The sequence below is a fragment of the Sporosarcina sp. FSL W7-1349 genome (assembly GCF_038003045.1).
Classification (GTDB): Bacteria; Bacillota; Bacilli; order Bacillales_A; family Planococcaceae; genus Sporosarcina.
The window spans coordinates 2,209,990-2,232,318 of record NZ_JBBOOK010000001.1; the positions used below are offsets into that span (position 1 = coordinate 2,209,990).

Genomic DNA, 22,329 nt, shown 5'->3' on the forward strand with positions numbered 1-22,329 from the left:
CTTACTCGTTTCCCTGCCTGGTCCGCCCTTACTCGAGAGCGGCGACACCGCCGACGATTTCCGTAATTTCTTGCGTGATCGCGGCTTGTCGGGCACGGTTGAATGAAAGTGTTAAAGAATCTATTAACTCAGAAGCATTATCTGTAGCAGTTTGCATCGCTGTCATACTGGAAGCATGTTCGCTCGCTTTTCCATCGAGCACCGCGCCGAATATGAGACTTTCCGCATACTGCGGGAGTAGAACTTCCAGGATTGCTTCTCCTGATGGTTCGAACTCATAGGACGCAGCCGGTGCCGATGTGATATCTGTGAGCGGAAGCAATTTCTTTTCAGTCGCTTCGCTTGAGATGGCGGAGACGAAGTGATTGTAGTACAAGTACACTTCATCGTATACGCCCTCTGTGAACATGCCAACAGCACGGTTCGCGATGTCTTTGATTTCCCCGAATGTAGGATGGTCGGACAAGCCGATGAGACTTTCAACGACATTGAAGCCCATCCGATTGAAGAATTCAAACCCTTTTCGACCGATCGCGATGATCATCACTTCGTCTTTCGACTTGTGACGAGATTCGATGGCACGTCTCGCAACCCGGAGGATGTTAGCGTTATAACCTCCTACAAGTCCACGGTCCGATGTGATGACGACATATCCTGTCTTTTTGACAGGTCGCGATGTCAACATCGGGTGGCCGGAGTCGCTTGTTCCTGCCGCGATGGAGCCCACCACTTCCTGGATTTTCTCCATGTATGGGACGAACGCTTTTGCGTTCTGCTCGGCACGCGTCAGTTTCGAAGCGGAAACCATTTGCATCGCTTTCGTGATCTGGCTTGTCTTCTTCGTCGATTTAATACGAGTTTCTATATCGCGTAATGATGCCACTGGCAATTCACCACCTTATCGTTTTTTATGACTATATAGGATGAATGAAAAGCGCACTTTCGAACTGGCTATTGCTTTCCGTTCCGGCGCTCGCTTTCCGCGGGCGTCGCTTCAGCCTCCTCGGTCGCTTTGCGCCCTCCGGGGTCTTCAGCCAACGCTTTTCCCGCAGGAGTCGAGCGCCTGCACTTCAAGCAACAGGGCTCACTGTCACTACCTCTTCCTATATAGTTTACAGTCATTTATTCGGACGGTACAAAAGTTTTCTTGAACGCGTTGATTGCATCAGCCATCATGTCATCAGATGGAAGGTCTTTTGTCGTACGGATATGTTCCAAAACTTCAGTGTGGTTGGATTCGAGCCATGTGTTGATTTCGCTTTCGAAACGAAGGATGTCTTTGACTGCGACATCATCCAGGAATCCGCGTGTCAATGCGTAAAGGCTGACAACTTGGTATTCGACTTTCAACGGTTTGTTCAAGTCCTGTTTCAAGACTTCAACCGTACGCGCTCCGCGATCTAGTTTCGCTTTTGTCGCAGCGTCAAGGTCGGAACCGAATTGAGCGAACGCTTCAAGCTCACGGTATGCCGCCAAGTCAAGACGAAGCGTACCCGCAACTTTCTTCATCGCTTTGATTTGCGCCGAACCACCTACACGAGATACGGAAAGACCGGCGTTGATCGCTGGACGTACACCCGAGAAGAAGAGGTCGGACTGAAGGAAAATCTGTCCATCAGTGATCGAGATTACGTTCGTCGGAATATAAGCGGAGATGTCCCCTGCTTGTGTTTCAACGAATGGCAGTGCTGTGATGGAACCTGCACCTAATGTATCGTTCAATTTAGCAGCACGCTCGAGTAGACGGGAGTGCAAGTAGAAAACGTCACCAGGGTAGGCTTCACGGCCTGGAGGACGACGAAGTAGCAAGGAAAGTTCACGGTATGCAGCCGCTTGTTTCGATAGGTCATCGTATACGACAAGAACGTGTTTTCCTTGGAACATGAATTCTTCCGCCATTGTAACGCCTGTGTACGGCGCAAGGTATAGAAGCGGAGCCGGTTGTGAAGCAGATGCTGTAACGACGATCGTGTAATCAAGGGCACCGTTTTTACGAAGTGTTTCAACAACACCGCGGACTGTGGATTCCTTTTGTCCGATCGCAACATAGATACAGATCATATCTTGGTCGGCTTGGTTGAGGATCGTGTCGATCGCGACCGAAGTTTTACCTGTTTGACGGTCACCGATGATCAATTCACGTTGTCCACGACCGATTGGAACCAATGCGTCAATCGCTTTGATACCTGTTTGGAGTGGTTCGTGAACCGATTTACGCGCCATGACACCTTGTGCCGGGCTTTCGATCGGACGAGTTTTTGTTGTGGCAATCGGACCAAGTCCATCCACTGGTTGACCAAGCGGATTGACGACGCGTCCGATCAATTCTTCACCGACAGGAACTTCCATGATACGGCCTGTACGACGTACTTCATCGCCTTCTTTGATATCTGTGTATGGTCCAAGGATAACGATACCGACGTTGTTCGCTTCCAAGTTTTGTGCCATACCCATGACACCATTAGAGAATTCCAAAAGTTCTCCAGCCATGACGTTGTCGAGGCCATGAGCACGTGCGATACCGTCACCAATGACGATAACCGTACCGACTTCGCTCACTTCCATTTCAGATTGATATCCTTCAATCTGCTGCTTTATAAGAGAACTGATTTCCTCAGCTTTGATGCTCATGTATGTCACCCCTCAAAATTCAGATTTAGGAACCGATCAGGTCCCGTTTCAAGCGGTTGAGCTTCGCGCTCAAACTGCTATCGTAGATCTGGTTGCCGATTTGAAGGCGGATGCCTCCGATCAGGCTCGGATCGATAATATTTTCAATGCGTAAGGATAGCTTGCCGACTTTTCTAGCGAATGCCGCAGAAATCGATTGGCTTTCGCTTTCCGTCAATGGACGGGTAGAGTAAACTTTCGCGTCCGCCACACCAGCTGCATCATTGGCATACTCGACAAACTCTTCCACTACGTTCACGACTTCGTTGATGCGTTTCTTTTCAAGCAAGACGAAAAGAGTATTTAAGATATACGGGTTGGCCGTTTGGAACGCACCCGCCAATAAATTCTTTTTCGCTTCCTCTGTGAGTTTCGGCGTCTCTAATAGTTCACCGAGCTTTTCATTGGCTTGGAACACTTTCTTCACTTCGAGAAGCTCTTCCCGAAGTTGTCCCGTAAGCCCTTTTTCTTGCGCTAGTTCAAACAATGCGAGCGCATAGCGTTTTGCCGCTACGGATTGACTCATTGCGCATCGCCTGCTTTCACAATCGTCTCCTCAATCAGTGCGCGGTTATCCTCCTCGGACACTTCTTTACCGAGTACTTTCGACGCAGCCAAGATGGAGAGGGATACGAATTCTTCGCGGACTGCCGCGATGGCTTTTTCCTTTTCCGTCGCGATTTCAAGTGCGGCCGAGTCTTTCATACGACTCACTTCAGCGCGTGCAGCCTGTACAAGCTCTTCACGTTGAGCATCCCCTTGTTTGCGGGCGCTCTCTACGATTTGCTGTGCATCTTCACGAGCAGTTTTCAAGAGATTACGTTGTTCATCCAATAGCTTTTGGGATTCTGCGCGGCTTTTTTCAGCCTCTTCGATTTCTTTTGCGATCAATTCAGCACGTTGGTCCATGACACCCATCAATGGGCCCCATGCGAATTTTTTCAGAAGAATCATCAGAATCGTGAAAAATACGACCGTGACGATAATATCGCCCAGGTTCAATCTGTTATTCAAACTTGCTAGAAATCCTGAATTGGGTGCTTCTGCAGCCAATAGGACGAAGTTATCCAAAAACACGATTGTTTCACTCCCTTCAAGTGCTTCTGCCTCTGTCAATCATGCTTCGGCTTCTGTATGTACCGCCGAAGGCTTCAATCAGGCCCGTCGGACGTCCGCGGGAACCTGTACGATATCGAATTCGTTCATTATTTGCATAATCAGGGTCTTCCTATACATAAAGGAATGGCGAAGGACTACAAATTGCGCTCTTCGCCATTTTTGACTATCAATCAATTACGCCTAGCAGCTATCCGGTCACTCCAAGTGTCCGAAGACTGCTAAATCATGTTTCTATTATTGGTTCATTACGATGAACGCGACAACTGTAGCGATGATCGGCAGGGCCTCAACTAACGCTACCCCGATGAACATTGTTGTTTGAAGCACACCGCGTGCTTCCGGTTGACGAGCGATACCTTCGACTGTTTTAGAAACGATCAAACCGTTACCGATACCTGCACCAAGTGCACCAAGACCGATTGCGAGTGCTGCTGCTAAAAGACCAACTGAACCTACCATAGTTTTATTTCCTCCTAAATTTTCTTGTTTTTTGTTTTTCGCCCGGAAAAACGGGCATTATATGTTTAATGATCTGTATTGACCTTGTGCGCCATATAGACCATCGTCAACATAACGAAAATGAATGCTTGGATCGCTCCGATGAAGAGTGAGAACCCTTGCCAAGCCAGTGCGGGAACCAATGCGCCGGCAAAGCCGAAGAAACTGGAAGCCCCGAGTGATGCGAGTAGTCCAATGAGGATTTCCCCCGCATAGATGTTTCCATAAAGACGTAGACCGAGAGTCAACGTGTTTGCAAATTCTTCAATGATATTAATTGGAGCCAAGAATGGAAACGGCTTGATGTACCCTGTCAGGTACTGTTTCATGCCAAGCTGTCTGACACCGTAGTAGTGGGTCAGGACAACGACCATCGTGGCGAGTGTCATCGTGATGACAGGATCCGCCGTTGGTGATTTCCACCAGAGCTTATGATCCCAAGTGATCGCCATGGGCAATCCCAATACGTTGGCTACGAAAACGAACATGATGAGCGTGATGCCGAGGACATGGAAGCGGCCTCCCGTTTTCCAGTCCATGTTGTTCTTGATGATCCCTTTGACGAAGTCCATAATCCATTCGAAAAAGTTTTGCATCCCTGTCGGTTTGACTTGCAAATTACGTGTTGCCGCAACGGCGATCAGGAAGACTATGAGACAGGTGATAAAAAGCATCAGAACGTTTGATAAGTTGAAAGTCAATTCAAAAGCCGTTCCTTCGAAAGCCGTCCATAACGGGTTTTCATGGTTCAAGTTTCGTTCACCTCCCTTTGACAAGTCGGATTATTGATGTCTTGCGTGATAAATGATCCTGTCAACCAATAACAGGATATAAGGAATCATGAGACCGATCACCGTACTGACCAAGTCAACCTGTTCCGGTAACGAAATCGCGATGGCCGCCGCGGCTACTCCTGAGGCGAAACGCATCGCAGTCCCTATGGAAGCTCTCCCTTTCCCTGCCGCAATCGTACGGTCAAATCTTTCCATTCTACGGACAAGAATCCAGAAATTATACAATCCGAACAAAGAACCGAGGATTAATCCAGCAAAAATTCGTGGAAATCCAGTAAACGCCCACCCAAGAACGAACAATGCAAGCAAAAAAAAGAGCACCCTCTTTTGCCTTTTATGGATTTCTTGGAGTGTTTGCATAGTTAGTCGTTCTCCTGAATTCTTATTTTGGGATCGTGTGGAGCTTGTCCACCTGCCAATGAACAGACCTTGCAAGTGAACACAAAAGGATAGCGGGGTGGTTCCCGTGTCGCTGTCCAGCCTGTTACCGGCAGACTCCGCAAAGGATGGAAACCTGAAAATTGCTAGGGTATTGTCGATTCGGTGTCAAGAAGCGTAGATACCTGCTGTGGAAGCGACACCCGACTTTCCGCACCAATCGACGATTTGGGATGTGATGATCGAAACCTCGACGGTTCGGTGGCGGTTCATTTTTATATAGATGAAACCCTATCATTCTTATCCTTTGTTAGCATACAATAGCGCAAATTTGATGTCAATTGATTCCCGTGAAAATCTTCACATAGCGACAGTTTTGTCAAACAAACGACAAATTTGAGAAGTTGAAGTGAAATTGGGGATTATGGGAGGTTGGTGGATTAGGGTTTTTGTAGGTGTGTGGGACTTGAGGCGTGACAGTTTCGGGCGGGGCCATTAAAGTTCCGGGGATTGTCCTTACAGTTGAGCGGATTGCCATGATAGTTTACATGTGCTATGACAGTTCTGGACGGAGACATGACGGTTTCCCGGATTGCCCTTACAGTTAGATGGATTGCCATGACAGTTTCCGCGCGCCATGACAGTTCCGGGAAGGGCCTTGATAGTTTCAGGGATTGTCCTTACAGTTGAGCGGATTGCCATGACAGTTCGCCCGCGCCATGACAGTTTTGGGCAGAGCCATGATAGTTCCCGAGATTGCCCTTACAGTTGAGCGGATTGCCATGACAGTTCGCCCGCGCCATGACAGTTTTGGGCAGAGCCATGATAGTTCCCGAGATTGCCCTTACAGTTTAGATGATTCCCATGAAAGTTTCCACGCCAATGCAGTCCAATTCCAATCCCCTAATTTAAAAGAAAACAACCGGGTTAGTCCCGGTTGTCAAGATTTCATTGAGAAGCTAGATAATCCTTCAAGGCGGCCACAATCCGCTCGGAGGCGTAGCCGTCCCCGTATGGATTGGAAGCGTGGGCCATTTTGTGATATTCCTCTTCATTACATAGCAAAGTGTCCGTCAAATCGAATATGGTATCTTCGTCGGTACCCGCCAGTTTCAGCGTTCCCGCTTCGATTCCTTCCGGCCGTTCTGTCGTGTCGCGCAGAACGATCACCGGTTTCCCTAGGGACGGAGCTTCTTCCTGGATGCCGCCCGAATCGGTCAAAATAATATGGGAACGTGCGGCAAAGTTGTGGAAATCCACCACTTCCAGCGGTTCAATCAGCTGAACGCGCGGATTGTTGCCGAGCAGTTCGTCGGCCACTTCCCGGACCGCTGGATTCATATGAACCGGGTAAATCACTTGGAGATCCGCATGCTTGTCCAGCAAGCGATTGATGGCCCGGAACATATTACGCATCGGCTCTCCAAGATTTTCCCTTCGATGGGCGGTCAATAAGAGAAGGCGATCCGTTCCCAACTGGTCCAAGACAGGATGGGCATATTCGTCGCGCACTGTCGTCCGGAGCGCATCGATCGCCGTGTTCCCTGTAATATGAATCCGGTCCGCCGGCTTTCCTTCGTCCAGCAGATTGCGAGCGGACTTTTCAGTCGGGGCAAAATGAAGATCCGCAATCACACCTGTCAATTGGCGATTCATTTCCTCCGGATACGGAGAGTGTTTGTCCCACGTACGGAGCCCCGCTTCAACGTGGCCAACCGCTATTTTATTATAAAATGCCGCGAGACTTCCGATGAAAGTCGTCGACGTATCCCCGTGCACGAGCACAATATCCGGTTCCGTCTCTTTCATGACGCGGTCCAGGCCTTCCAACCCCCGCGTCGCGACATCCACCAATGTTTGACGATCCTTCATGATATTCAAATCATAATCCGGCTGAATTCCGAATGTCTCGAGGACTTGGTCCAACATTTGTCGATGTTGCGCGGTAACCGTCACGATCGACTCGATATCTTCCTCATGTTTTTGCAGTTCCAGCACGAGCGGGGCCATTTTGATGGCTTCAGGCCGTGTGCCGAAAATTGTCATCACTTTCCATTTGCGTTTCAACACGTTCACGCCTTCCAGATCATTTTGTTCCGAAAAGTCTGTCCCCCGCATCTCCGAGTCCAGGAACAATATATCCTTTCTCATCCAACTTTTCATCAAGTGCCGCGATGAACACATCAACGTCCGGGTGCGCATCGGTCAGCGCCTTCACGCCTTCCGGTGCCGCAATCAGACACATGAATTTAATATTTTTTGCTCCGCGTTTCTTCAAGGAGTTCACGGCTTCAATCGCCGATCCCCCTGTCGCCAACATCGGATCAACAAGAATGAAATCACGCTCCGATACATCGCTTGGCAGTTTTGCATAATATTCAACCGGCAATAACGTCTCCGGGTCACGATACAATCCGATATGTCCCACTTTCGCAGTAGGGATCAAATTCAGGATTCCATCGACCATTCCAATCCCTGCACGCAGGATTGGCACAATCCCGATTTTCTTTCCGGCCAACACGTTGGACTTCGCTCTGCGGACCGGCGTATCAATTTCCACCTCTTGCAAAGGCATTTCACGGGTGATTTCATACGCCATGAGAGTCGCCACTTCATCCACCAGTTCACGAAACTCCTTCGTGCCCGTGTTGGTATCACGGATAAAGGTCAATTTGTGCTGGATGAGCGGGTGATCAAAAACATGTACTTTCGGCATAACTATTCGCTCCTTTTCGGAATGTCCTGTCCATTATAACAGATTCAAAACCATTCCGGGTCAAATGAAAAACCGACATTTGGAGCATTGTTTGAACATTGGCGGGGACAGGGGTTTGAAAGGAATTGGAGGTGCGAGCTATGGGGGTGAATGGAGGTTGGGGTTTGTGGTGCGACTTGTGCAGGATGCGTTGGCGTGGAATTATCGGCGCAGGCACGAGGTTATCAACGATTACGCAAAGTTATCAGCACTTGACCCAAGTTAGCAGCGCTTGGCACGAGTTATCGGCACTTGGCGCAAGTTATCAGCACTTGTCCAAAGTTATCAGCGCTTGTCCAAAGTTATCAGCGCTTGACCCAAGTTATCAGCGCTTGACCCAAGTTATCAGCACTGGCGTGAAGTTATCGGCACTTGGCCCAAGTTATCAGCACTTGTCCAAAGTTATCAGCACTGGCGCGAAGTTATCAGCGCTTGACCCAAGTTATCAGCACTGGCACGAAGTTATCAGCACTGGCGCGAAGTTATCGACACTTGGCCCAAGTTATCAGCACGGGACATAATGTTATGAGCGACGAATACGATTTTATGAGCGCAACATTCTCTGTTATAAGCGCGAGGCCACCTCTTATGGGCGTAGCACCCGCTGTTATAAGCGCAAGGCCACCTCTTATGAGCGCGGCACCCGCTGTTATAAGCGCCAAGCCACCACTTATGAGCGAAGCCCCAGTTATGAGCAATCCCCTATCCGCCGCGCCCAAAAGAAAAACCGCCACGGGCGTAGCCCGGGCGGTTTCTCATTAGCTGTATAGTGGGAATTTGGCAGTGAGGGCAGCGACGCGTTGGCGTGCTTCTTCTTTGACTGCTTCGTCCTCGTGGTTTTTGAGAAGTTTGGCGATGATGAGGCCGACTTCTTTCATTTCTTCTTCTTTGAATCCGCGTGTTGTGACGGCTGGCGTACCGATCCGGATACCCGATGTGACGAATGGGCTTTCAGTATCGAATGGGACAGTGTTTTTGTTCACTGTGATGCCGACTTCATCCAGCACGTGCTCTGCGACTTTCCCTGTGATCTCGAGCGAGTTCAATTTCAATAGAATTAAGTGGTTGTCCGTACCGCCGGAGACGATATCGACGCCTTCTGCGACCAATGTTTCGCCAAGTGCTTTCGCATTGCGTTTCACTTGTTTGGCGTACTCTTTGAATTCCGGTTGTTGTAATTCTCCGAATGCCACGGCTTTCGCTGCGATGACGTGCATGAGCGGGCCGCCTTGGATGCCCGGGAATACCGATTTGTCGAGTTTCCGGCCGAATTCTTCCGCGAATTCTTCATTTACCAAGATCAGACCGCCGCGTGGTCCGCGCAATGTTTTATGTGTTGTGGACGTAACGAAGTGCGCGTGCGGCACTGGGTTCGGGTGTTCGCCCGCTGCAACAAGACCTGCGATATGGGCCATGTCGACGAATAGATAAGCGCCGACTTCATCCGCAATTTCACGGAATTTCGCGAAGTCGATTTCACGTGGATACGCACTTGCGCCTGCCACGATCATTTTTGGTTTATGTTCCAACGCTTTTTCACGGACATCGTTATAGTCGATGCGCTCGTCTTCTTTGCTTACACCATATTCTACGAAATTGTACAATTCACCTGAGAAGTTGACCGGGCTTCCGTGCGTCAAGTGGCCGCCGTGGGAAAGATTCATGCCCAGCACTGTGTCACCTGGTTTCAGCACTGTGAAATACACAGCCATGTTCGCCTGTGCACCGGAGTGCGGTTGGACGTTCGCGTACGCTGCTCCAAAAATCTCTTTCAAGCGGTCGCGGGCGATGTTTTCGACAACGTCGACATGCTCACAGCCACCATAATAGCGTCGGCCTGGGTAGCCTTCCGCATATTTATTCGTCAAGTAGGAGCCTTGTGCTTCCATAACCGCTTCTGTGACGAAGTTTTCGGAGGCGATCAGTTCGATGTTGGAATTTTGACGATTTTTCTCGGCCATGATTGCCTCATATACAGCCGCGTCGTTCCGTTGTACGTTGCTTAAATCCATGTACTATTTCCCCTTTATTTTTTATAGTAGTGCACTGGGTCGAATGAAAACCTTATTTTTATTCGATCCGATAAACCGCTCGTTCCCCGCCGATCAGCTTCGGCCGGGTTGTTGCGATGGTGACGACCGCGTCGCCGATTTGCCGGATGGATGTCCGGATCGGGACGGCTACCGGCCGCAGGTGCATGCCGATCATCGTCTGTCCAATGTCTATCCCCGCGTGGGCACGGAGGGATTCCACGACGACCGGATCTTCCAAATGTTGATAGGCATAGGCCGACATGGACCCGCCCGCCCGGACGACCGGAATGACCGACACCGGGTCAAGTTCGAATTTCTCGCTCGCCTTCCGTTCAACCGTCAAAGCTCGGTTAATATGCTCGCATCCTTGAAATGCGAGATGCACTCCGTACTTTTTGGCGAATGCCTGCAACGGGCCAAAAAATGCCTCTCCGATTTCCAAGGCGCCGCCCGTTCCGATCCGTTTACCGGCCACTTCGGAAGTAGAGCAGCCGATGACGAAAAACGTACCGCGCGCAGGCGGGGCTTGTTCGGCCATTTCATCTAACAGTTGTTCCAGTTGAAGCTTCCATAAATGTAAAGCATCCACTTTCGACACCTGCCTTCCTTACTCCTCGAGCTCCATCAGCTTGCCAATCCGACGCTCGTGACGCCCGCCTTCGAAAGGCGTTTTCAGCCAAGTCGACACGATTTCCCGTGCCAATCCAGGACCGATGACCCGCTCTCCCATCGCCAGCACGTTCGAATCGTTATGCTGACGTGTCGCTTTGGCACTGAACACGTCATGGACTAGCGCGCAACGGATGCCTTTCACTTTATTTGCAGCAATGGACATGCCGATTCCGGTTCCGCAAATCAGAATGCCACGGTCGAAGTTCCCTAGGGCGACTCCCGTGGCGACCGGTTCGGCAAAATCCGGATAATCGACAGAATCCTCCGAATCTGGTCCGAAGTCAACATATTCGATGTTCATCTCAACCAGTAATTGAATGATCTCACGGCGCAAATTATTGCCGCCATGATCTGAAGAAATCGCGATTTTCACTGCGTCCCTCTTTTCGTAATATACTCACAAACATTCTACCACCAATTCGACAAAAAAAACACAACCCAGTTGAATTTACCGGTTGTGTTTTCCGAAATTATCATCATTTCGATCGAATTGTTTGATGACTTCGTAAAGACCTTCTGCTTGTTTTTTCAAATGAGCTGCAATTTCATCTGCTTTTTCGATGGACTGCACTTGTTCTTCCGTGGCAGCTCTAACCTCTTCTGCCCCGGCTGATGTCTCTTCAGCAATGGCAGCCACCTCCCTGGACTGGCGCGCTGTCGTTTCGATGCTGGCAAGCTGGTTCTCGACGAATTTGGTGATCTCTACTACAGAATCCGCCATGCCATTCACTTTACCGGTCATCGCTTCCATGTCACTGCTTGTCTCATTCGCCCGTTCGGCTTCGATGACTGCCGTTCTGACCTGCTCCTCAATTTCCTGGACAACTTTCGTGACATCTGTCTGGATTGTGGAGACTAATGTAGAAATACCTTGGACGGCTTTTGCACTTTCATCCGCCAGCACCCGGACCTCTTCCGCTACAACCGCAAAGCCTTTCCCATGCTCGCCCGCCCGCGCCGCTTCAATGGACGCGTTCAAAGCAAGAAGATTCGTTTGCGCTGCGATGTTGCCGACCAGTTGAACGATCTCACCGATTTTTTGCGCATTGTCGTCCAACTGGCGGATGGTTCCAAGTGATAATTCACTCCGGTCCGCCATGTTGCGGATCCCTTCCACCAAGGAACGGAATGTAGCTGTCGTATGGGTTAATTCCGCTAACATCTCTTGCGATTGAATCTTGGAACTTTCCGCTCTGCCATTCACTTCGACAGCCAGCACCCGGACTTCTTCAATCGCTTCCGCCGTTTCTTGGATGGAGGCTGCAGACTCCTCGGCACCGGACGAAATCTCCATGATCGTCATGGCGACAGCATCCGCCTGTCTTGCAGCAGTGCCTGTCTCTATGGATAAATGATCGACCGTACTCGCTGTCTGCTTGAAGTTCTCCTCGATTTGGCCAACAATCGTCCGCAAGTTCTCAAGCATTTGGAAAAATGCCTCTGCCACAGAGCGGATTTCATCTGACGTCTTCGGCAGCTCGACCTCTGTCGCAAGTTTCCCTTCCGCGACTTGAATGGCCGCTTCCTCCAACTTCTGCAGTGCTTTCGTTAATATCGTGCCGAATACGGCCGCCAAAATGGCCGACCACGCAATCCCCATGGCGAACGTCATGATCGCAAACCAGAACGGTTCAAAGTCCGGGAAGAAATTTGGCTGCAGCACGTAGATGAAAAATGCGCTTGTGGAATAAGTGATGATAGCCAAAATTGCTACAAAAAGGACCAATTTCTTTCGTAACCCAAATTTTTTCCCGTTTCTCTTCATTTTCATCCCTCCGTCAATTTCCGCTCCAGCTCGTCCATAATTTGCACCAACTCTTCGAATGTGCGGCGATAGATTTCCAGACTTCCGCCAAATGGATCTTGCACATCTTCCATTGCATCAGGTCGTACAAATTCTTTGATTGTGAAAATCTTATGTGACAAGGCCGGATAAGCTTCGTGCAATACCGATCGATGCGCCCCCGTCATCGTCAACACAGCATCCGCCCAATCCAAATTCTCTTCCGATAACGAATGGGAAACCGGCGTATACGGCATACCCGCTTCTTCGATCAATTGCTGGGCATTCGAAGAGATTGGAGCTCCATCCATCGCATGGATTCCCGCCGACCGGACTTCTACGCCTTCCAATTCTTTTGCTCGTAAAATTGCTTCTGCCATCGGACTTCTGCATGTATTTCCAGTACAAATCATGTAAATGTTCATCCAAAATCACCATCTCTCTTAAGAATAACGAATCTTTATGAATTAAGGAATAGATATTTTCAACTAAAACAAGACATAATCCCCATAATCGTCAAAACAGACCCTGCTATAATCCTTAGAACTCTTCCATTTTTTATACCAAGCTTGGTCCGTAATACGAGAACGGCATAAGCAAAAAAAAGGGAGAAGAATCCGGAGGCAGCAATAAATAGAAATTTATTCATTTGAAGCATACCAAAAGAAACGCTGACCGAAAAGGAATCCAGACTCACCGCCAGGGCGACTAGGAATGGGTGCACTTGTTTCGCCTGTGGACCGCCATCATCTTGGAGAAGCATATGCAGGCCGATCAACGCCAGCAGGACGCCGGAAAGCAAACTGCTCCATTCCGAAAAGAGATGCGCCGAAAACTCCCCCATCCCGTAACCGATGAAAGGGAGTGCAGTATTGAGAAAAGCTGTCCACAATGCGAGGAACATTCTACCCCGCCTCACTTGTAAGAGCGCATAGACGATTATAATGTCAAGAGTCGTCACACCCGCCGCGAAAAGTTCCGCCAATTGAAAACCTCCTTGCAAACCACATCCGTCCATCTTATGCGGATGCCAAGGAGGTCATACATATTCGATCATTCAGTTCGATCGCTATATTGTTTTCCATCCGCCGCTTTTATTAGGCGGTTCATCACGGCCACTCCGACCCCGCTCAAATCAGTCTCCACGGCGAGGATGATGTCCGCTTTCGTCATATCGCATTGGCGGAGCGCCCGATATAAATTGGACGCCATCGCTTCGTGATTATGCAGCGAACCGATGGAAAAATACCAATCCGCCGCATCCGTTTGCATTTCATCCGGACCAACGACCGCGACCTTCTTCCCTTCGCTTTGCAAAGTTTGGATCGCCACCTCCAATTTCCGACCATCTGGATGAATGACGAATAAAGGGGCGTCGGGGGCATAATGAGTATATTTCATCCCTGGAGAACGGGGAGCCTTTTCGATTTCACCGACCTCGTTTTGAACCGGGCCGATCACTTCCTCGATCATTTCCTGCGTTGTATTTCCCGGTCTTAAAATGGTCGGTGGTACTGTGGTCATGTCAAGAACTGTAGATTCGACGCCGACTCCCGTCCGTCCCCCGTCCAGAATCATTGGAATCCGCCCATCCAGATCATCCAACACATGAGTTGCTTCCGTTGGACTCGGTTTGCCGCTCCGGTTTGCACTTGGCGCAGCTACCGGCTCGCCCAGCGCACGCAATAGACGGATCGCTACCGGATGATCGGGCATCCGGATGCCGACCGTCTCCACACCCGGCGTCACATTCGGCGCAATCTGTCCAGGTTTCATTTCAAACACCAAGGTGAGGGGGCCCGGCCAAAATGCTTTCATAAGCTTTTTCGCATCAGCCGTAATGCCGGTCGCAAACTTCTCGACCTCTTCAGCATTGCCAATATGTACAATGAGCGGATTGTCGGAGGGCCGCCCTTTGGCTTCGAAAATTTTCCGCACGGCCGCTTCGTCCGTTGCCACGGCACCAAGTCCGTATACTGTCTCGGTCGGAAAAGAGACGACGCCCCCCTTTTTCAATATATCCACAGCTTGTTTATAAATATTTTCATTATCCATAGAGTTATCCACGGAAATGAGGATCGTTTCCATTCAATAAACCCCCTTTTATGCACATCTTCAACAACTTATCCACATTTTTTGTTGATAAATTTAATCAAACAGCTTTTTTATCCACTCCCAGATGAAGAATTTAACCTTTTCATCCTCTTTCTCTTTGTCTGGAAAACAGACTTTTGGAAATAATGCACACCACCAATTATCCCCACGCCCGCTGCCAATCGTCAAAATATAGGCATCGTATCGCGCCTGTGGGTGAATGAAGTAGCCTGAACGCTTCGGCGGAAACAGGGCATCCGTCCTGACAAAGGAAATATCACGGCCTCCCGCCAAACTGTCGGCAATGGCCACAATCTCATGTTCCACCGCTTCCAAGTTATCCACAATCTCCGCCTTCGAACCGGACGAAGCTAGCGCCTGCTCAATCAAAGGTGCAATCGACTGTTGAATCTCCTGCTTGACGTGCTGGTCAGCGGGCGCATCGGAATGAGCCAACACCCGGAACCGAATTGTCTCTTCCTCTTCCGGCGCCATCGTCAATAAGGCGATGGCTGCTTGGACGATGATGAGCAGAAGAATCATCTCGATGAATGGCAAAATTTTATCCACAATTGTTTTCTTTCTCGTAATCACGTAATCTGGCAACATATCGTTCCCCTCCTACCTGCATTGTTACCAGGGGAGGAGAAATCTATTCACCAATCTTGCAAAATATCATCCGATCCTTGCCGTTAATATCTTTCTCCACTTCGACCGCCGCCCCAGGGAACGCTTTTTCGAACAGGCGGCGAACAGCGGACCCTTGCAAATGGCCGATTTCCAATCCGATCAAACCGGGCGTCTTCATTAACGGAGGCAAAGTTTCGGCAAGCTTCTGGTAGAAGAACAGCCCCTCCTCTTCCGCGAATAAAGCGCCATGCGGTTCATGATCGAGGACGGTTGCCGACATTTGCTCGGCCTCCCCTATAGCGATATACGGAGGATTGGAGAGGATGATATCCCATTTTCGACCGGCGAGCGGTTCCGCCATGTCGCCTTGCAGGAACGTCACATCTGCCCCATGACGAACTGCATTTTCTGCCGCTACGGCGAGCGCTTCCTCGCTAATATCCGTTGCGCTCACGATCGCTTCGGGCCACTCCTTTTTGAACGTGACGGCAATTGCGCCGCTACCGGTGCCGATATCCGCCACCCAGATCGCTTGGTCGCCGAAGAGCGAACGGGCACGTTGGATTGCCCCCAGCACAAGTTCTTCCGTCTCCGGTCGCGGAATGAGGACATGTTCATTGACACGGAATGAGCGCCCATAGAAATCTTCGGCGCCGATAATATATTGGACGGGTTTTCCCGTGAGCAGTTCTTCGGTTTGATTCCAAAACATTTCATGTTGCCCAGGGGTCAATGGTTCGCGTAAATCTGCGAGTAGTGCAGCGCCCCTTTTCCCAGTCACCGACTCCATTAACAGACGCGCAGTATTCGGTTCGAGCCCGCGCACTTCCAATAAAGAAGAGGCGCGATGCAGCGCCTCGTGGATTTTCTCAGTCATGGCGATCCAAGCTTTCCAGACGATACGCCTGCTCCTCCATGATGAGTGCATCGATGACTTCGTCGAGTTTTCCTTCGATAATTTGATCCAATTTTTGGATTGTCAAACCGATGCGGTGGTCCGTCACTCGGTTTTGCGGAAAATTATACGTGCGCACCCGTTCGGAACGGTCTCCTGTCCCAACGGCGGATTTCCGCTTTTCATCGTATTCCGCCTGCGCTTCCCGGGTGAATTTGTCGTAAATCCGGGCACGCAGCACTTTCATCGCCTTCTCTTTATTTTTAATTTGCGATTTTTCGTCTTGGCAAGATACCGTGATGCCCGTCGGAAGATGCGTCAAGCGAACCGCGGACATCGTCGTATTGACGGACTGCCCCCCGGGACCGGACGAGGCAAACGTATCTGTCCGGATATCTTTCTCATGGATGTCGATTTCGACTTCCTCCGCTTCCGGCAAGCAAGCAACCGTCGCGGTGGACGTATGAATCCGCCCACCCGATTCAGTTTCCGGCACACGCTGAACCCGGTGCGCCCCATTCTCAAACTTCAGTTTGGAGTAGGCCCCCGCACCATTGACAAGGAAAATGATCTCCTTGAAACCGCCCAGCTCAGTCGGCGAGGAATCCATCACTTCAATTTTCCAGTTGTTGTGCTCCGCATACCGGCTGTACATGCGGAACAGGCTCGCCGCAAACAGCGCCGCCTCATCTCCGCCGGCTGCCCCACGGATCTCCATAATAACGTTCTTACTATCGTTCGGATCTTTCGGCACAAGCAATAATTTCAACTGGCCCTCCAATTCCTCTATTCGATCGGAAAGCTCCGCCACTTCCAGCTTGACCAGCTCTTTCATATCGTCATCGAGCGATTCTTGCAACATCTCTTTAGCACTATCCAACTCGGATTTCACTTGTTTATAAGAGCGATATGTCTCCACAGTCTCCTGCAATCCCGACTGCTCTTTCGAATACTCCCGAAGCTTCGTCATATCACTAACCACCTCAGGATCACTCAGCAACTCATTCAGATGCTCATATCGATCCTCCACTGCCTGCAGCCTCTCAAACATTCTTGCACACCTCATCTTTAGGACTGTTTTGTACGTTCATTGTACGGGAAACGCGGGGGGAAATACAGTGGTTTCTTTGGAACTGGGGGCGTAGGAGTGGAGCTGCAACAGATTCAGGGCGGACATTGTATATGATTGGGATCCCGGCTCAGATCCCAGCTGGGACCTCGCTGTGCTTCAAAGCATTCCGCTATACCTCACAATGTGCGGCTGAACCTTAAAACGTTTCGATGTTACCTTACAACAGTTCCACTCAACCTCGAAACGGCTAGGCACTTCTAAATGTTTTTGGATTAGTTCATAACGTTTTATTCCTGCTCGAAACATTTTAGGGCAGCCTCACAACATTTTCAACAAACCTCAAAACGATTGGACACTTCTAAACATTTTTCGCTCAGTTCACAACGTTTTATCTCTACCTCGAAATGTTTCACTCCCATCCCACAACATTTTACCCTGACTTCAAAACGTTTTCACCACCTCACAATGTTTCAGGCGATCTTTGAAACGTTTCTTACACACTTCACAATGTTTCCCCTGAACCTCGAAACATTTTAGGACAGCCTCACAACATTTTCAACAAACCTCAAAACGATTGGACACTTCTAAACATTTTTCGCTCAGTTCACAACGTTTTATCTCTACCTCGAAATGTTTCACTCCCATCCCACAACATTTTACTCTGACCTCAAAACGTTTTCACCACCTCACAATGTTTCAGGCGATCTTTGAAACGTTTCTTACACACTTCACAATGTTTCACTGGGACTTCTAAACATTTGAGGCCCACCTCACAACATTCACACCCAAACCTCGAAACGTTCCCGCCATACAAAAAAACCGCCCGGCGACCGCCGGACGGGATGCACTTTCTATTCTTTAGACAAAGGATTAACGCTGATGCCTTTCGGGACTTCATGATGTAATCTGCAGCGGGGCTCATATGCTTCAGAAGCACCGACCAAAATGACAGGATCATCGTAACCGGCGGGTGTGCCGTCGATCAGCCGCTGGGTTCGGCTTGCGGGCGATCCGCATACCGTGCAGACGGCCTGCAATTTAGTGACATGTTCCGCAACTGCCATAAGACGCGGCATCGGTCCAAACGGTTCACCGCGGAAATCCTGATCCAGCCCCGCAATAATGACGCGGAAACCTCGATCGGCCAACTCCATCACCGTATCGACAATGCCTTCGTCAAAAAACTGCGCTTCATCGATGGCGATGACGTCATAATCTTCGGTGACAAACTCTTCAATATGGCTTGAACTTGCAACCGGATTGGCAATGACGGTCGTCCCATTATGGCTGACCACTGCCTCTTCGCTATACCGGTCATCGATTTCCGGTTTGAACACCGCAATTTTCTGCTTGGCAAACTGCGCGCGCCTTACACGCCGTATCAATTCCTCGGACTTTCCTGAAAACATGCTCCCGCAAATGACCTCAATCCATCCGCCCTGCATCGTGACGTACATGTAGGGTTCCCCCTTTCGTTTTCTGCAATTAATAACTTTGCGATGTCTATGTATTAAGACCAGAATGCCAAATAACACTCCAATTCGCACACCCGATCTGGACTACCACTTCACAAAACGCCTTTTCTCAAACCAATGCTTTCATAATCAGTACAGCCATGACAGTTTTCGACCGGGCCCTCACAGTTTCCCCATTCGCCATGACAGTTCCACTTTTCCCCATGACAATCCGGCCGGGCCATGACAGTTTCTGTCCGAGCCCTCACAGTTCTCCTATTTGCCATGACAGTTCTACTTTTCCCCATGACAATTCGACTGAGCCATGACAGTTTTCACCCGAGCCCTTACAGTTCTCCCATTTGCCATGACAGTTCTACTTTTCCCCATGACAATTCGACCGGGCCATGACAGTTTCTGTCCGAGCCCTCACAGTTCTCCCATTTGCCATGACAGTTCTACTTTTCCCCATGACAATTCGACTGAGCCATGACAGTTTTCACCCGAGCCCTTACAGTTCTCCCATTCGCCATGACAGTTCCACTTTTCCCCATGACAGTCCGGCCGGGCCATGAATGTTTCCTCCCGCCGCCATCAGAAAATGAAATACCCGCCAGGCGCGTTGGCACCTGACGGGTATGTGAAAAGCTTACTCTTGGCCTTCTTCTTTGAGGCCATATTTTTTGTTGAAGCGGTCGACACGGCCGTCCGCTGCAGCAAATTTTTGGCGTCCAGTGTAGAATGGGTGGCATGCTGAGCAAACTTCCACGCGGATGTCCTCTTTAACAGAACCTGTTTCGAATGTGTTGCCACATGAACAAGTAACAGTTGCTGTTTTATAAGCTGGATGAATTCCTGCTTTCATCAATCTCTCTCCTCTCGCCCTGAACCATCTGGAACAGAGTTGTTATATAAGACTGATGCCTTACACGACCCGGATCTGCCAGTCGTATATGCAGCAGATGATGGTATATACCATACCTAAAGCATTATAGCAAATCTCGGTGGATTCCGCAACCATTTTTATCGCCCATTTAAGAAAGCGTGGCACGCCCGTAAAGCCCGGGCTTCCGTACTTCCCTTCTCGACGACATTACAAAAGGCCTTTGCCTTTCCGGTGCGCTTTCATCTCTTCATTCAACACGTCGAAAAACTCATCGTTCGTCTTTGTCTGGCGAAGTTTTTTCAGGAAACGCTCTGCGAAATCAGGCGCATCGGAGAACGTTTTGCGGATGGCCCATAGCTTCTCCAACTGTTCGGCCGGAATGAGCAGCTCCTCTTTTCGCGTTCCCGAGCGGCGGATGTCGAGCGCCGGAAATACCCGGCGTTCTGCCAGGTGACGGTCCAAATGAAGTTCCATGTTGCCTGTCCCTTTAAACTCCTCATAAATGACTTCGTCCATGCGGGAGCCCGTATCGATCAAAGCGGTTGCGAGGATTGTCAAACTACCGCCTTCTTCTAGATTACGAGCCGCTCCGAAAAATCGCTTCGGACGATGGAATGCAGCCGGGTCGATCCCCCCGGATAACGTCCGACCGCTTGGCGGGATGACTAAGTTATATGCACGCGCCAACCGAGTGATAGAATCCATTAGGATGACAACGTCACGCTTATGCTCGACGAGGCGCATCGCCCGTTCCAATACGAGCTCCGCCACTTTCACATGGTTTTCCGGCACTTCGTCAAACGTCGAACTGACGACATCTGCTTTGACGGATCGTTCGATGTCCGTTACCTCTTCCGGCCGCTCGTCGATCAATAGGACAATCAGTTCCGTTTCCGGATGATTCGTCGTAATGGAGTTGGCGATTTCTTTCAACAACATCGTTTTACCGGCTTTCGGCGGCGCGACGATCAAGCCCCGTTGCCCGAAACCGACCGGTGATACCAAGTCCATGATCCGTGTGGATAATTTGGTCGGACTTGTTTCCAGCTTAATATGCCGATCTGGATAAAGTGGCGTCAAGGCCGGGAAATGTACCCGTTCCCGAGCGACCTCCGGGTCTTCGCCGTTGACTGCTTCCACATGGAGCAAGCCGTAGTAACGTTCCGATTCTTTCGGCGGTCGCACTTTCCCGGTCACTTTATCACCATTCCGCAAGTCGAAGCGGCGGATTTGCGAAGCGGAAATATAAATATCCTCCGAGCTCGGCGAATAGTTAATCGGCCGCAGGAATCCGTACCCTTCCGACTGGATAATCTCCAGGACACCTTCCATGAAGAAATAGCCTTCCTGCTCCGCCCTCGATTTCAGGATGGCGAAGATCAATTCTTTTTTTGTTAATTTGCTATAGTAAGAAATCTTGTATTGTTTCGCGAGGGAATATAACTCTTTCAATGTCATATTTTCCAGCGCCGATATCGTAATCATTGTCATAGAATGGCACCACGCTTTATCTTAATGGATTGCATTTGAGGTTGTGTTCAAAAAGGTAGGTCGTCCGATTTTCCAAGGTAGAAGGTGCCCGGCGGGTAAGCCGGGCGCTGAGGTAAATCAATCCTGCATGACGAGTAGAGGTTTTTTCTTCATGCTGTGGCGGCCTTCGACAAATCGAATCGTCCCCGACTTGGACCGCATGACAAGTGAATGTGTTTCACTATAGGAACCTTTGAATTGTACACCGCGGAGCAATTCGCCGTCTGTCACACCTGTCGCAGCGAAGATCGCGTCGTCGCCTTTCACCAGGTCTTCCATGCGAAGCACTTTACTCACATCGATCCCCATTTTCTTACAACGTTCCGCTTCTTCGTCATTGGATGGCACGAGACGGCCTTGAATTTCCCCGCCGAGACATTTCAGTCCAACAGCTGCAATGACGCCTTCCGGTGCGCCTCCCAAACCGAAGAGGATATCCACGCCTGTTTCGTCAAATGCTGTATTGATGGCAGCCGCTACATCCCCGTCATTGATCAGTTTGATGCGAGCTCCGGCAGCACGGATTTCTTCGATGATTTTGGCATGGCGTTCCCTATTGAGGACAGTCGCCACCACATCTTCGATATTTTTGTTTTTCGCTTTTGCTACGGCTAGCAGGTTATCTGTGACGGACGCATCGATATCGATTTTCCCGACCGCTTCCGGACCGACCGCAATTTTATTCATATACATATCCGGCGCATTCAAGAGGTTGCCTTCGTCCGCAATGGCGATGACTGCCAGCGCATTCCAGCCGCCTGCTGCCACGATATTCGTACCTTCCAGCGGGTCGACGGCTACGTCCACGGCTGGTCCTTGGCCAGTTCCGAGTTCTTCACCGATATAAAGCATCGGTGCTTCATCCATCTCCCCTTCGCCTATGACGACGACGCCTTGCATCGGGATTGTATCGAAGACGGTGCGCATCGCTGTAGTCGCGGCGTCATCCGCTTCATTTTTCAATCCGCGTCCCATCCAGCGGGCCGCCGATACGGCAGCTGCTTCTGTGACTCGAACCAATTCCATCGATAAACTGCGTTCCATTCAAGTTCCTCCTGTGTTACGG

The 22,329-nt window shown here is 50.0% G+C and carries 26 protein-coding genes; all 26 read right to left on the reverse strand.

Annotated features, from left to right (window positions below):
• Positions 1 to 28 precede the first annotated feature (28 nt).
• Positions 29 to 883 (reverse strand): ATP synthase F1 subunit gamma, encoded by an 855-nt coding sequence (gene atpG, locus MKY41_RS10740; protein WP_340745005.1) that lies wholly within the window; start codon positions 881 to 883, stop codon positions 29 to 31.
• A gap of 239 nt (positions 884 to 1,122) precedes the next feature.
• Positions 1,123 to 2,631 (reverse strand): F0F1 ATP synthase subunit alpha, encoded by a 1,509-nt coding sequence (gene atpA, locus MKY41_RS10745; RefSeq protein ID WP_340745006.1) that lies wholly within the window; start codon positions 2,629 to 2,631, stop codon positions 1,123 to 1,125.
• Between the two features lie 25 nt (positions 2,632 to 2,656).
• Positions 2,657 to 3,196 (reverse strand): F0F1 ATP synthase subunit delta, encoded by a 540-nt coding sequence (locus MKY41_RS10750; protein WP_340745007.1) that lies wholly within the window; start codon positions 3,194 to 3,196, stop codon positions 2,657 to 2,659.
• Positions 3,193 to 3,747 carry a F0F1 ATP synthase subunit B gene (atpF, locus tag MKY41_RS10755; RefSeq protein ID WP_084212548.1) on the reverse strand — a complete coding sequence of 185 codons (555 nt, stop codon included), beginning with the start codon at positions 3,745 to 3,747 and terminating at the stop codon, positions 3,193 to 3,195. Before atpF ends, MKY41_RS10750 begins: the two co-directional genes overlap by 4 nt.
• A 276-nt stretch (positions 3,748 to 4,023) precedes the next feature.
• On the reverse strand, positions 4,024 to 4,248 hold the full coding sequence (gene atpE, locus MKY41_RS10760; RefSeq protein ID WP_041073138.1) for a F0F1 ATP synthase subunit C: 225 nt from the start codon (positions 4,246 to 4,248) through the stop codon (positions 4,024 to 4,026).
• A 65-nt stretch (positions 4,249 to 4,313) separates the two neighbouring features.
• Positions 4,314 to 5,039: a F0F1 ATP synthase subunit A gene (gene atpB, locus MKY41_RS10765; RefSeq protein ID WP_340745008.1), complete on the reverse strand. Its 726-nt coding sequence runs from the start codon at positions 5,037 to 5,039 to the stop codon at positions 4,314 to 4,316.
• A gap of 30 nt (positions 5,040 to 5,069) precedes the next feature.
• On the reverse strand, positions 5,070 to 5,441 hold the full coding sequence (locus MKY41_RS10770) for an ATP synthase subunit I (protein ID WP_340745009.1): 372 nt from the start codon (positions 5,439 to 5,441) through the stop codon (positions 5,070 to 5,072).
• Between the two features lie 698 nt (positions 5,442 to 6,139).
• Positions 6,140 to 6,283: a hypothetical protein gene (locus MKY41_RS10775; RefSeq protein ID WP_340745010.1), complete on the reverse strand. Its 144-nt coding sequence runs from the start codon at positions 6,281 to 6,283 to the stop codon at positions 6,140 to 6,142.
• A 124-nt stretch (positions 6,284 to 6,407) separates the two neighbouring features.
• Positions 6,408 to 7,505 (reverse strand): non-hydrolyzing UDP-N-acetylglucosamine 2-epimerase, encoded by a 1,098-nt coding sequence (gene wecB / locus MKY41_RS10780; RefSeq protein ID WP_445683332.1) that lies wholly within the window; start codon positions 7,503 to 7,505, stop codon positions 6,408 to 6,410.
• Between the two features lie 40 nt (positions 7,506 to 7,545).
• Entirely contained in the window at positions 7,546 to 8,175 is a 630-nt protein-coding gene (gene upp, locus MKY41_RS10785) for a uracil phosphoribosyltransferase (RefSeq protein ID WP_340745011.1), read from the reverse strand.
• Positions 8,176 to 8,972: 797 nt separating this feature from the next.
• Positions 8,973 to 10,226, reverse strand: coding sequence for a serine hydroxymethyltransferase (glyA, locus tag MKY41_RS10790; RefSeq protein WP_340745012.1), 1,254 nt, complete (start codon positions 10,224 to 10,226; stop codon positions 8,973 to 8,975).
• A 58-nt stretch (positions 10,227 to 10,284) separates the two neighbouring features.
• Positions 10,285 to 10,836: a TIGR01440 family protein gene (locus MKY41_RS10795; protein WP_340745686.1), complete on the reverse strand. Its 552-nt coding sequence runs from the start codon at positions 10,834 to 10,836 to the stop codon at positions 10,285 to 10,287.
• 18 nt (positions 10,837 to 10,854) lie between these two features.
• Positions 10,855 to 11,292 (reverse strand): ribose 5-phosphate isomerase B, encoded by a 438-nt coding sequence (gene rpiB, locus MKY41_RS10800; protein ID WP_340745013.1) that lies wholly within the window; start codon positions 11,290 to 11,292, stop codon positions 10,855 to 10,857.
• 75 nt (positions 11,293 to 11,367) lie between these two features.
• Positions 11,368 to 12,684 carry a methyl-accepting chemotaxis protein gene (locus tag MKY41_RS10805; RefSeq protein WP_340745014.1) on the reverse strand — a complete coding sequence of 439 codons (1,317 nt, stop codon included), beginning with the start codon at positions 12,682 to 12,684 and terminating at the stop codon, positions 11,368 to 11,370.
• 2 nt (positions 12,685 to 12,686) lie between these two features.
• Positions 12,687 to 13,127, reverse strand: coding sequence for a low molecular weight protein arginine phosphatase (locus MKY41_RS10810; protein ID WP_340745015.1), 441 nt, complete (start codon positions 13,125 to 13,127; stop codon positions 12,687 to 12,689).
• 59 nt (positions 13,128 to 13,186) lie between these two features.
• Positions 13,187 to 13,687, reverse strand: coding sequence for a manganese efflux pump MntP (locus MKY41_RS10815; protein WP_340745016.1), 501 nt, complete (start codon positions 13,685 to 13,687; stop codon positions 13,187 to 13,189).
• Between the two features lie 68 nt (positions 13,688 to 13,755).
• Entirely contained in the window at positions 13,756 to 14,790 is a 1,035-nt protein-coding gene (locus tag MKY41_RS10820; RefSeq protein ID WP_340745017.1) for an L-threonylcarbamoyladenylate synthase, read from the reverse strand.
• Positions 14,791 to 14,850: 60 nt separating this feature from the next.
• Positions 14,851 to 15,405: a stage II sporulation protein R gene (locus tag MKY41_RS10825; RefSeq protein WP_340745018.1), complete on the reverse strand. Its 555-nt coding sequence runs from the start codon at positions 15,403 to 15,405 to the stop codon at positions 14,851 to 14,853.
• A 43-nt stretch (positions 15,406 to 15,448) separates the two neighbouring features.
• On the reverse strand, positions 15,449 to 16,303 hold the full coding sequence (gene prmC / locus MKY41_RS10830) for a peptide chain release factor N(5)-glutamine methyltransferase (RefSeq protein ID WP_340745019.1): 855 nt from the start codon (positions 16,301 to 16,303) through the stop codon (positions 15,449 to 15,451).
• Positions 16,296 to 17,372 carry a peptide chain release factor 1 gene (gene prfA / locus MKY41_RS10835; protein ID WP_340745020.1) on the reverse strand — a complete coding sequence of 359 codons (1,077 nt, stop codon included), beginning with the start codon at positions 17,370 to 17,372 and terminating at the stop codon, positions 16,296 to 16,298. Before prfA ends, prmC begins: the two co-directional genes overlap by 8 nt.
• An 872-nt stretch (positions 17,373 to 18,244) precedes the next feature.
• On the reverse strand, positions 18,245 to 18,850 hold the full coding sequence (locus MKY41_RS10840; RefSeq protein ID WP_340745021.1) for a thymidine kinase: 606 nt from the start codon (positions 18,848 to 18,850) through the stop codon (positions 18,245 to 18,247).
• A gap of 110 nt (positions 18,851 to 18,960) precedes the next feature.
• The gene (locus MKY41_RS10845; RefSeq protein WP_340745022.1) at positions 18,961 to 19,134 is read right to left on the reverse strand and encodes a hypothetical protein; all 174 of its coding nucleotides are present in this window, start codon (positions 19,132 to 19,134) and stop codon (positions 18,961 to 18,963) included.
• 142 nt (positions 19,135 to 19,276) lie between these two features.
• Positions 19,277 to 19,420, reverse strand: a complete 144-nt coding sequence (locus MKY41_RS10850) for a hypothetical protein (protein ID WP_340745023.1) — start codon at positions 19,418 to 19,420, stop codon at positions 19,277 to 19,279.
• 76 nt (positions 19,421 to 19,496) lie between these two features.
• Entirely contained in the window at positions 19,497 to 19,712 is a 216-nt protein-coding gene (gene rpmE, locus MKY41_RS10855; protein WP_340745024.1) for a 50S ribosomal protein L31, read from the reverse strand.
• Between the two features lie 228 nt (positions 19,713 to 19,940).
• Positions 19,941 to 21,224: a transcription termination factor Rho gene (rho, locus tag MKY41_RS10860; protein WP_340745025.1), complete on the reverse strand. Its 1,284-nt coding sequence runs from the start codon at positions 21,222 to 21,224 to the stop codon at positions 19,941 to 19,943.
• A 117-nt stretch (positions 21,225 to 21,341) separates the two neighbouring features.
• Positions 21,342 to 22,307, reverse strand: a complete 966-nt coding sequence (glpX, locus tag MKY41_RS10865; RefSeq protein WP_340745026.1) for a class II fructose-bisphosphatase — start codon at positions 22,305 to 22,307, stop codon at positions 21,342 to 21,344.
• Positions 22,308 to 22,329: the final 22 nt, after the last annotated feature.

Bases quoted from the DNA above. Each gene is read 5' to 3' on its own strand.
- atpA (WP_340745006.1), bottom strand. From the start codon at position 2,631: ATGAGCATCAAAGCTGAGGAAATCAGTTCTCTTATAAAGCAGCAGATT.
- MKY41_RS10750 (WP_340745007.1), bottom strand. From the start codon at position 3,196: ATGAGTCAATCCGTAGCGGCAAAACGCTATGCGCTCGCATTGTTTGAA.
- atpE (WP_041073138.1), bottom strand. From the start codon at position 4,248: ATGGTAGGTTCAGTTGGTCTTTTAGCAGCAGCACTCGCAATCGGTCTT.
- MKY41_RS10770 (WP_340745009.1), bottom strand. From the start codon at position 5,441: ATGCAAACACTCCAAGAAATCCATAAAAGGCAAAAGAGGGTGCTCTTT.
- MKY41_RS10775 (WP_340745010.1), bottom strand. From the start codon at position 6,283: ATGGCTCTGCCCAAAACTGTCATGGCGCGGGCGAACTGTCATGGCAAT.
- wecB (WP_445683332.1), bottom strand. From the start codon at position 7,505: ATGACAATTTTCGGCACACGGCCTGAAGCCATCAAAATGGCCCCGCTC.
- upp (WP_340745011.1), bottom strand. From the start codon at position 8,175: ATGCCGAAAGTACATGTTTTTGATCACCCGCTCATCCAGCACAAATTG.
- glyA (WP_340745012.1), bottom strand. From the start codon at position 10,226: ATGGATTTAAGCAACGTACAACGGAACGACGCGGCTGTATATGAGGCA.
- MKY41_RS10805 (WP_340745014.1), bottom strand. From the start codon at position 12,684: ATGAAGAGAAACGGGAAAAAATTTGGGTTACGAAAGAAATTGGTCCTT.
- MKY41_RS10810 (WP_340745015.1), bottom strand. From the start codon at position 13,127: ATGAACATTTACATGATTTGTACTGGAAATACATGCAGAAGTCCGATG.
- MKY41_RS10820 (WP_340745017.1), bottom strand. From the start codon at position 14,790: ATGGAAACGATCCTCATTTCCGTGGATAACTCTATGGATAATGAAAAT.
- MKY41_RS10825 (WP_340745018.1), bottom strand. From the start codon at position 15,405: ATGTTGCCAGATTACGTGATTACGAGAAAGAAAACAATTGTGGATAAA.
- prmC (WP_340745019.1), bottom strand. From the start codon at position 16,303: ATGACTGAGAAAATCCACGAGGCGCTGCATCGCGCCTCTTCTTTATTG.
- prfA (WP_340745020.1), bottom strand. From the start codon at position 17,372: ATGTTTGAGAGGCTGCAGGCAGTGGAGGATCGATATGAGCATCTGAAT.
- MKY41_RS10840 (WP_340745021.1), bottom strand. From the start codon at position 18,850: ATGTACGTCACGATGCAGGGCGGATGGATTGAGGTCATTTGCGGGAGC.
- MKY41_RS10845 (WP_340745022.1), bottom strand. From the start codon at position 19,134: ATGGCAAATAGGAGAACTGTGAGGGCTCGGACAGAAACTGTCATGGCC.
- MKY41_RS10850 (WP_340745023.1), bottom strand. From the start codon at position 19,420: ATGGCCCGGCCGGACTGTCATGGGGAAAAGTGGAACTGTCATGGCGAA.
- rpmE (WP_340745024.1), bottom strand. From the start codon at position 19,712: ATGAAAGCAGGAATTCATCCAGCTTATAAAACAGCAACTGTTACTTGT.
- rho (WP_340745025.1), bottom strand. From the start codon at position 21,224: ATGACAATGATTACGATATCGGCGCTGGAAAATATGACATTGAAAGAG.
- glpX (WP_340745026.1), bottom strand. From the start codon at position 22,307: ATGGAACGCAGTTTATCGATGGAATTGGTTCGAGTCACAGAAGCAGCT.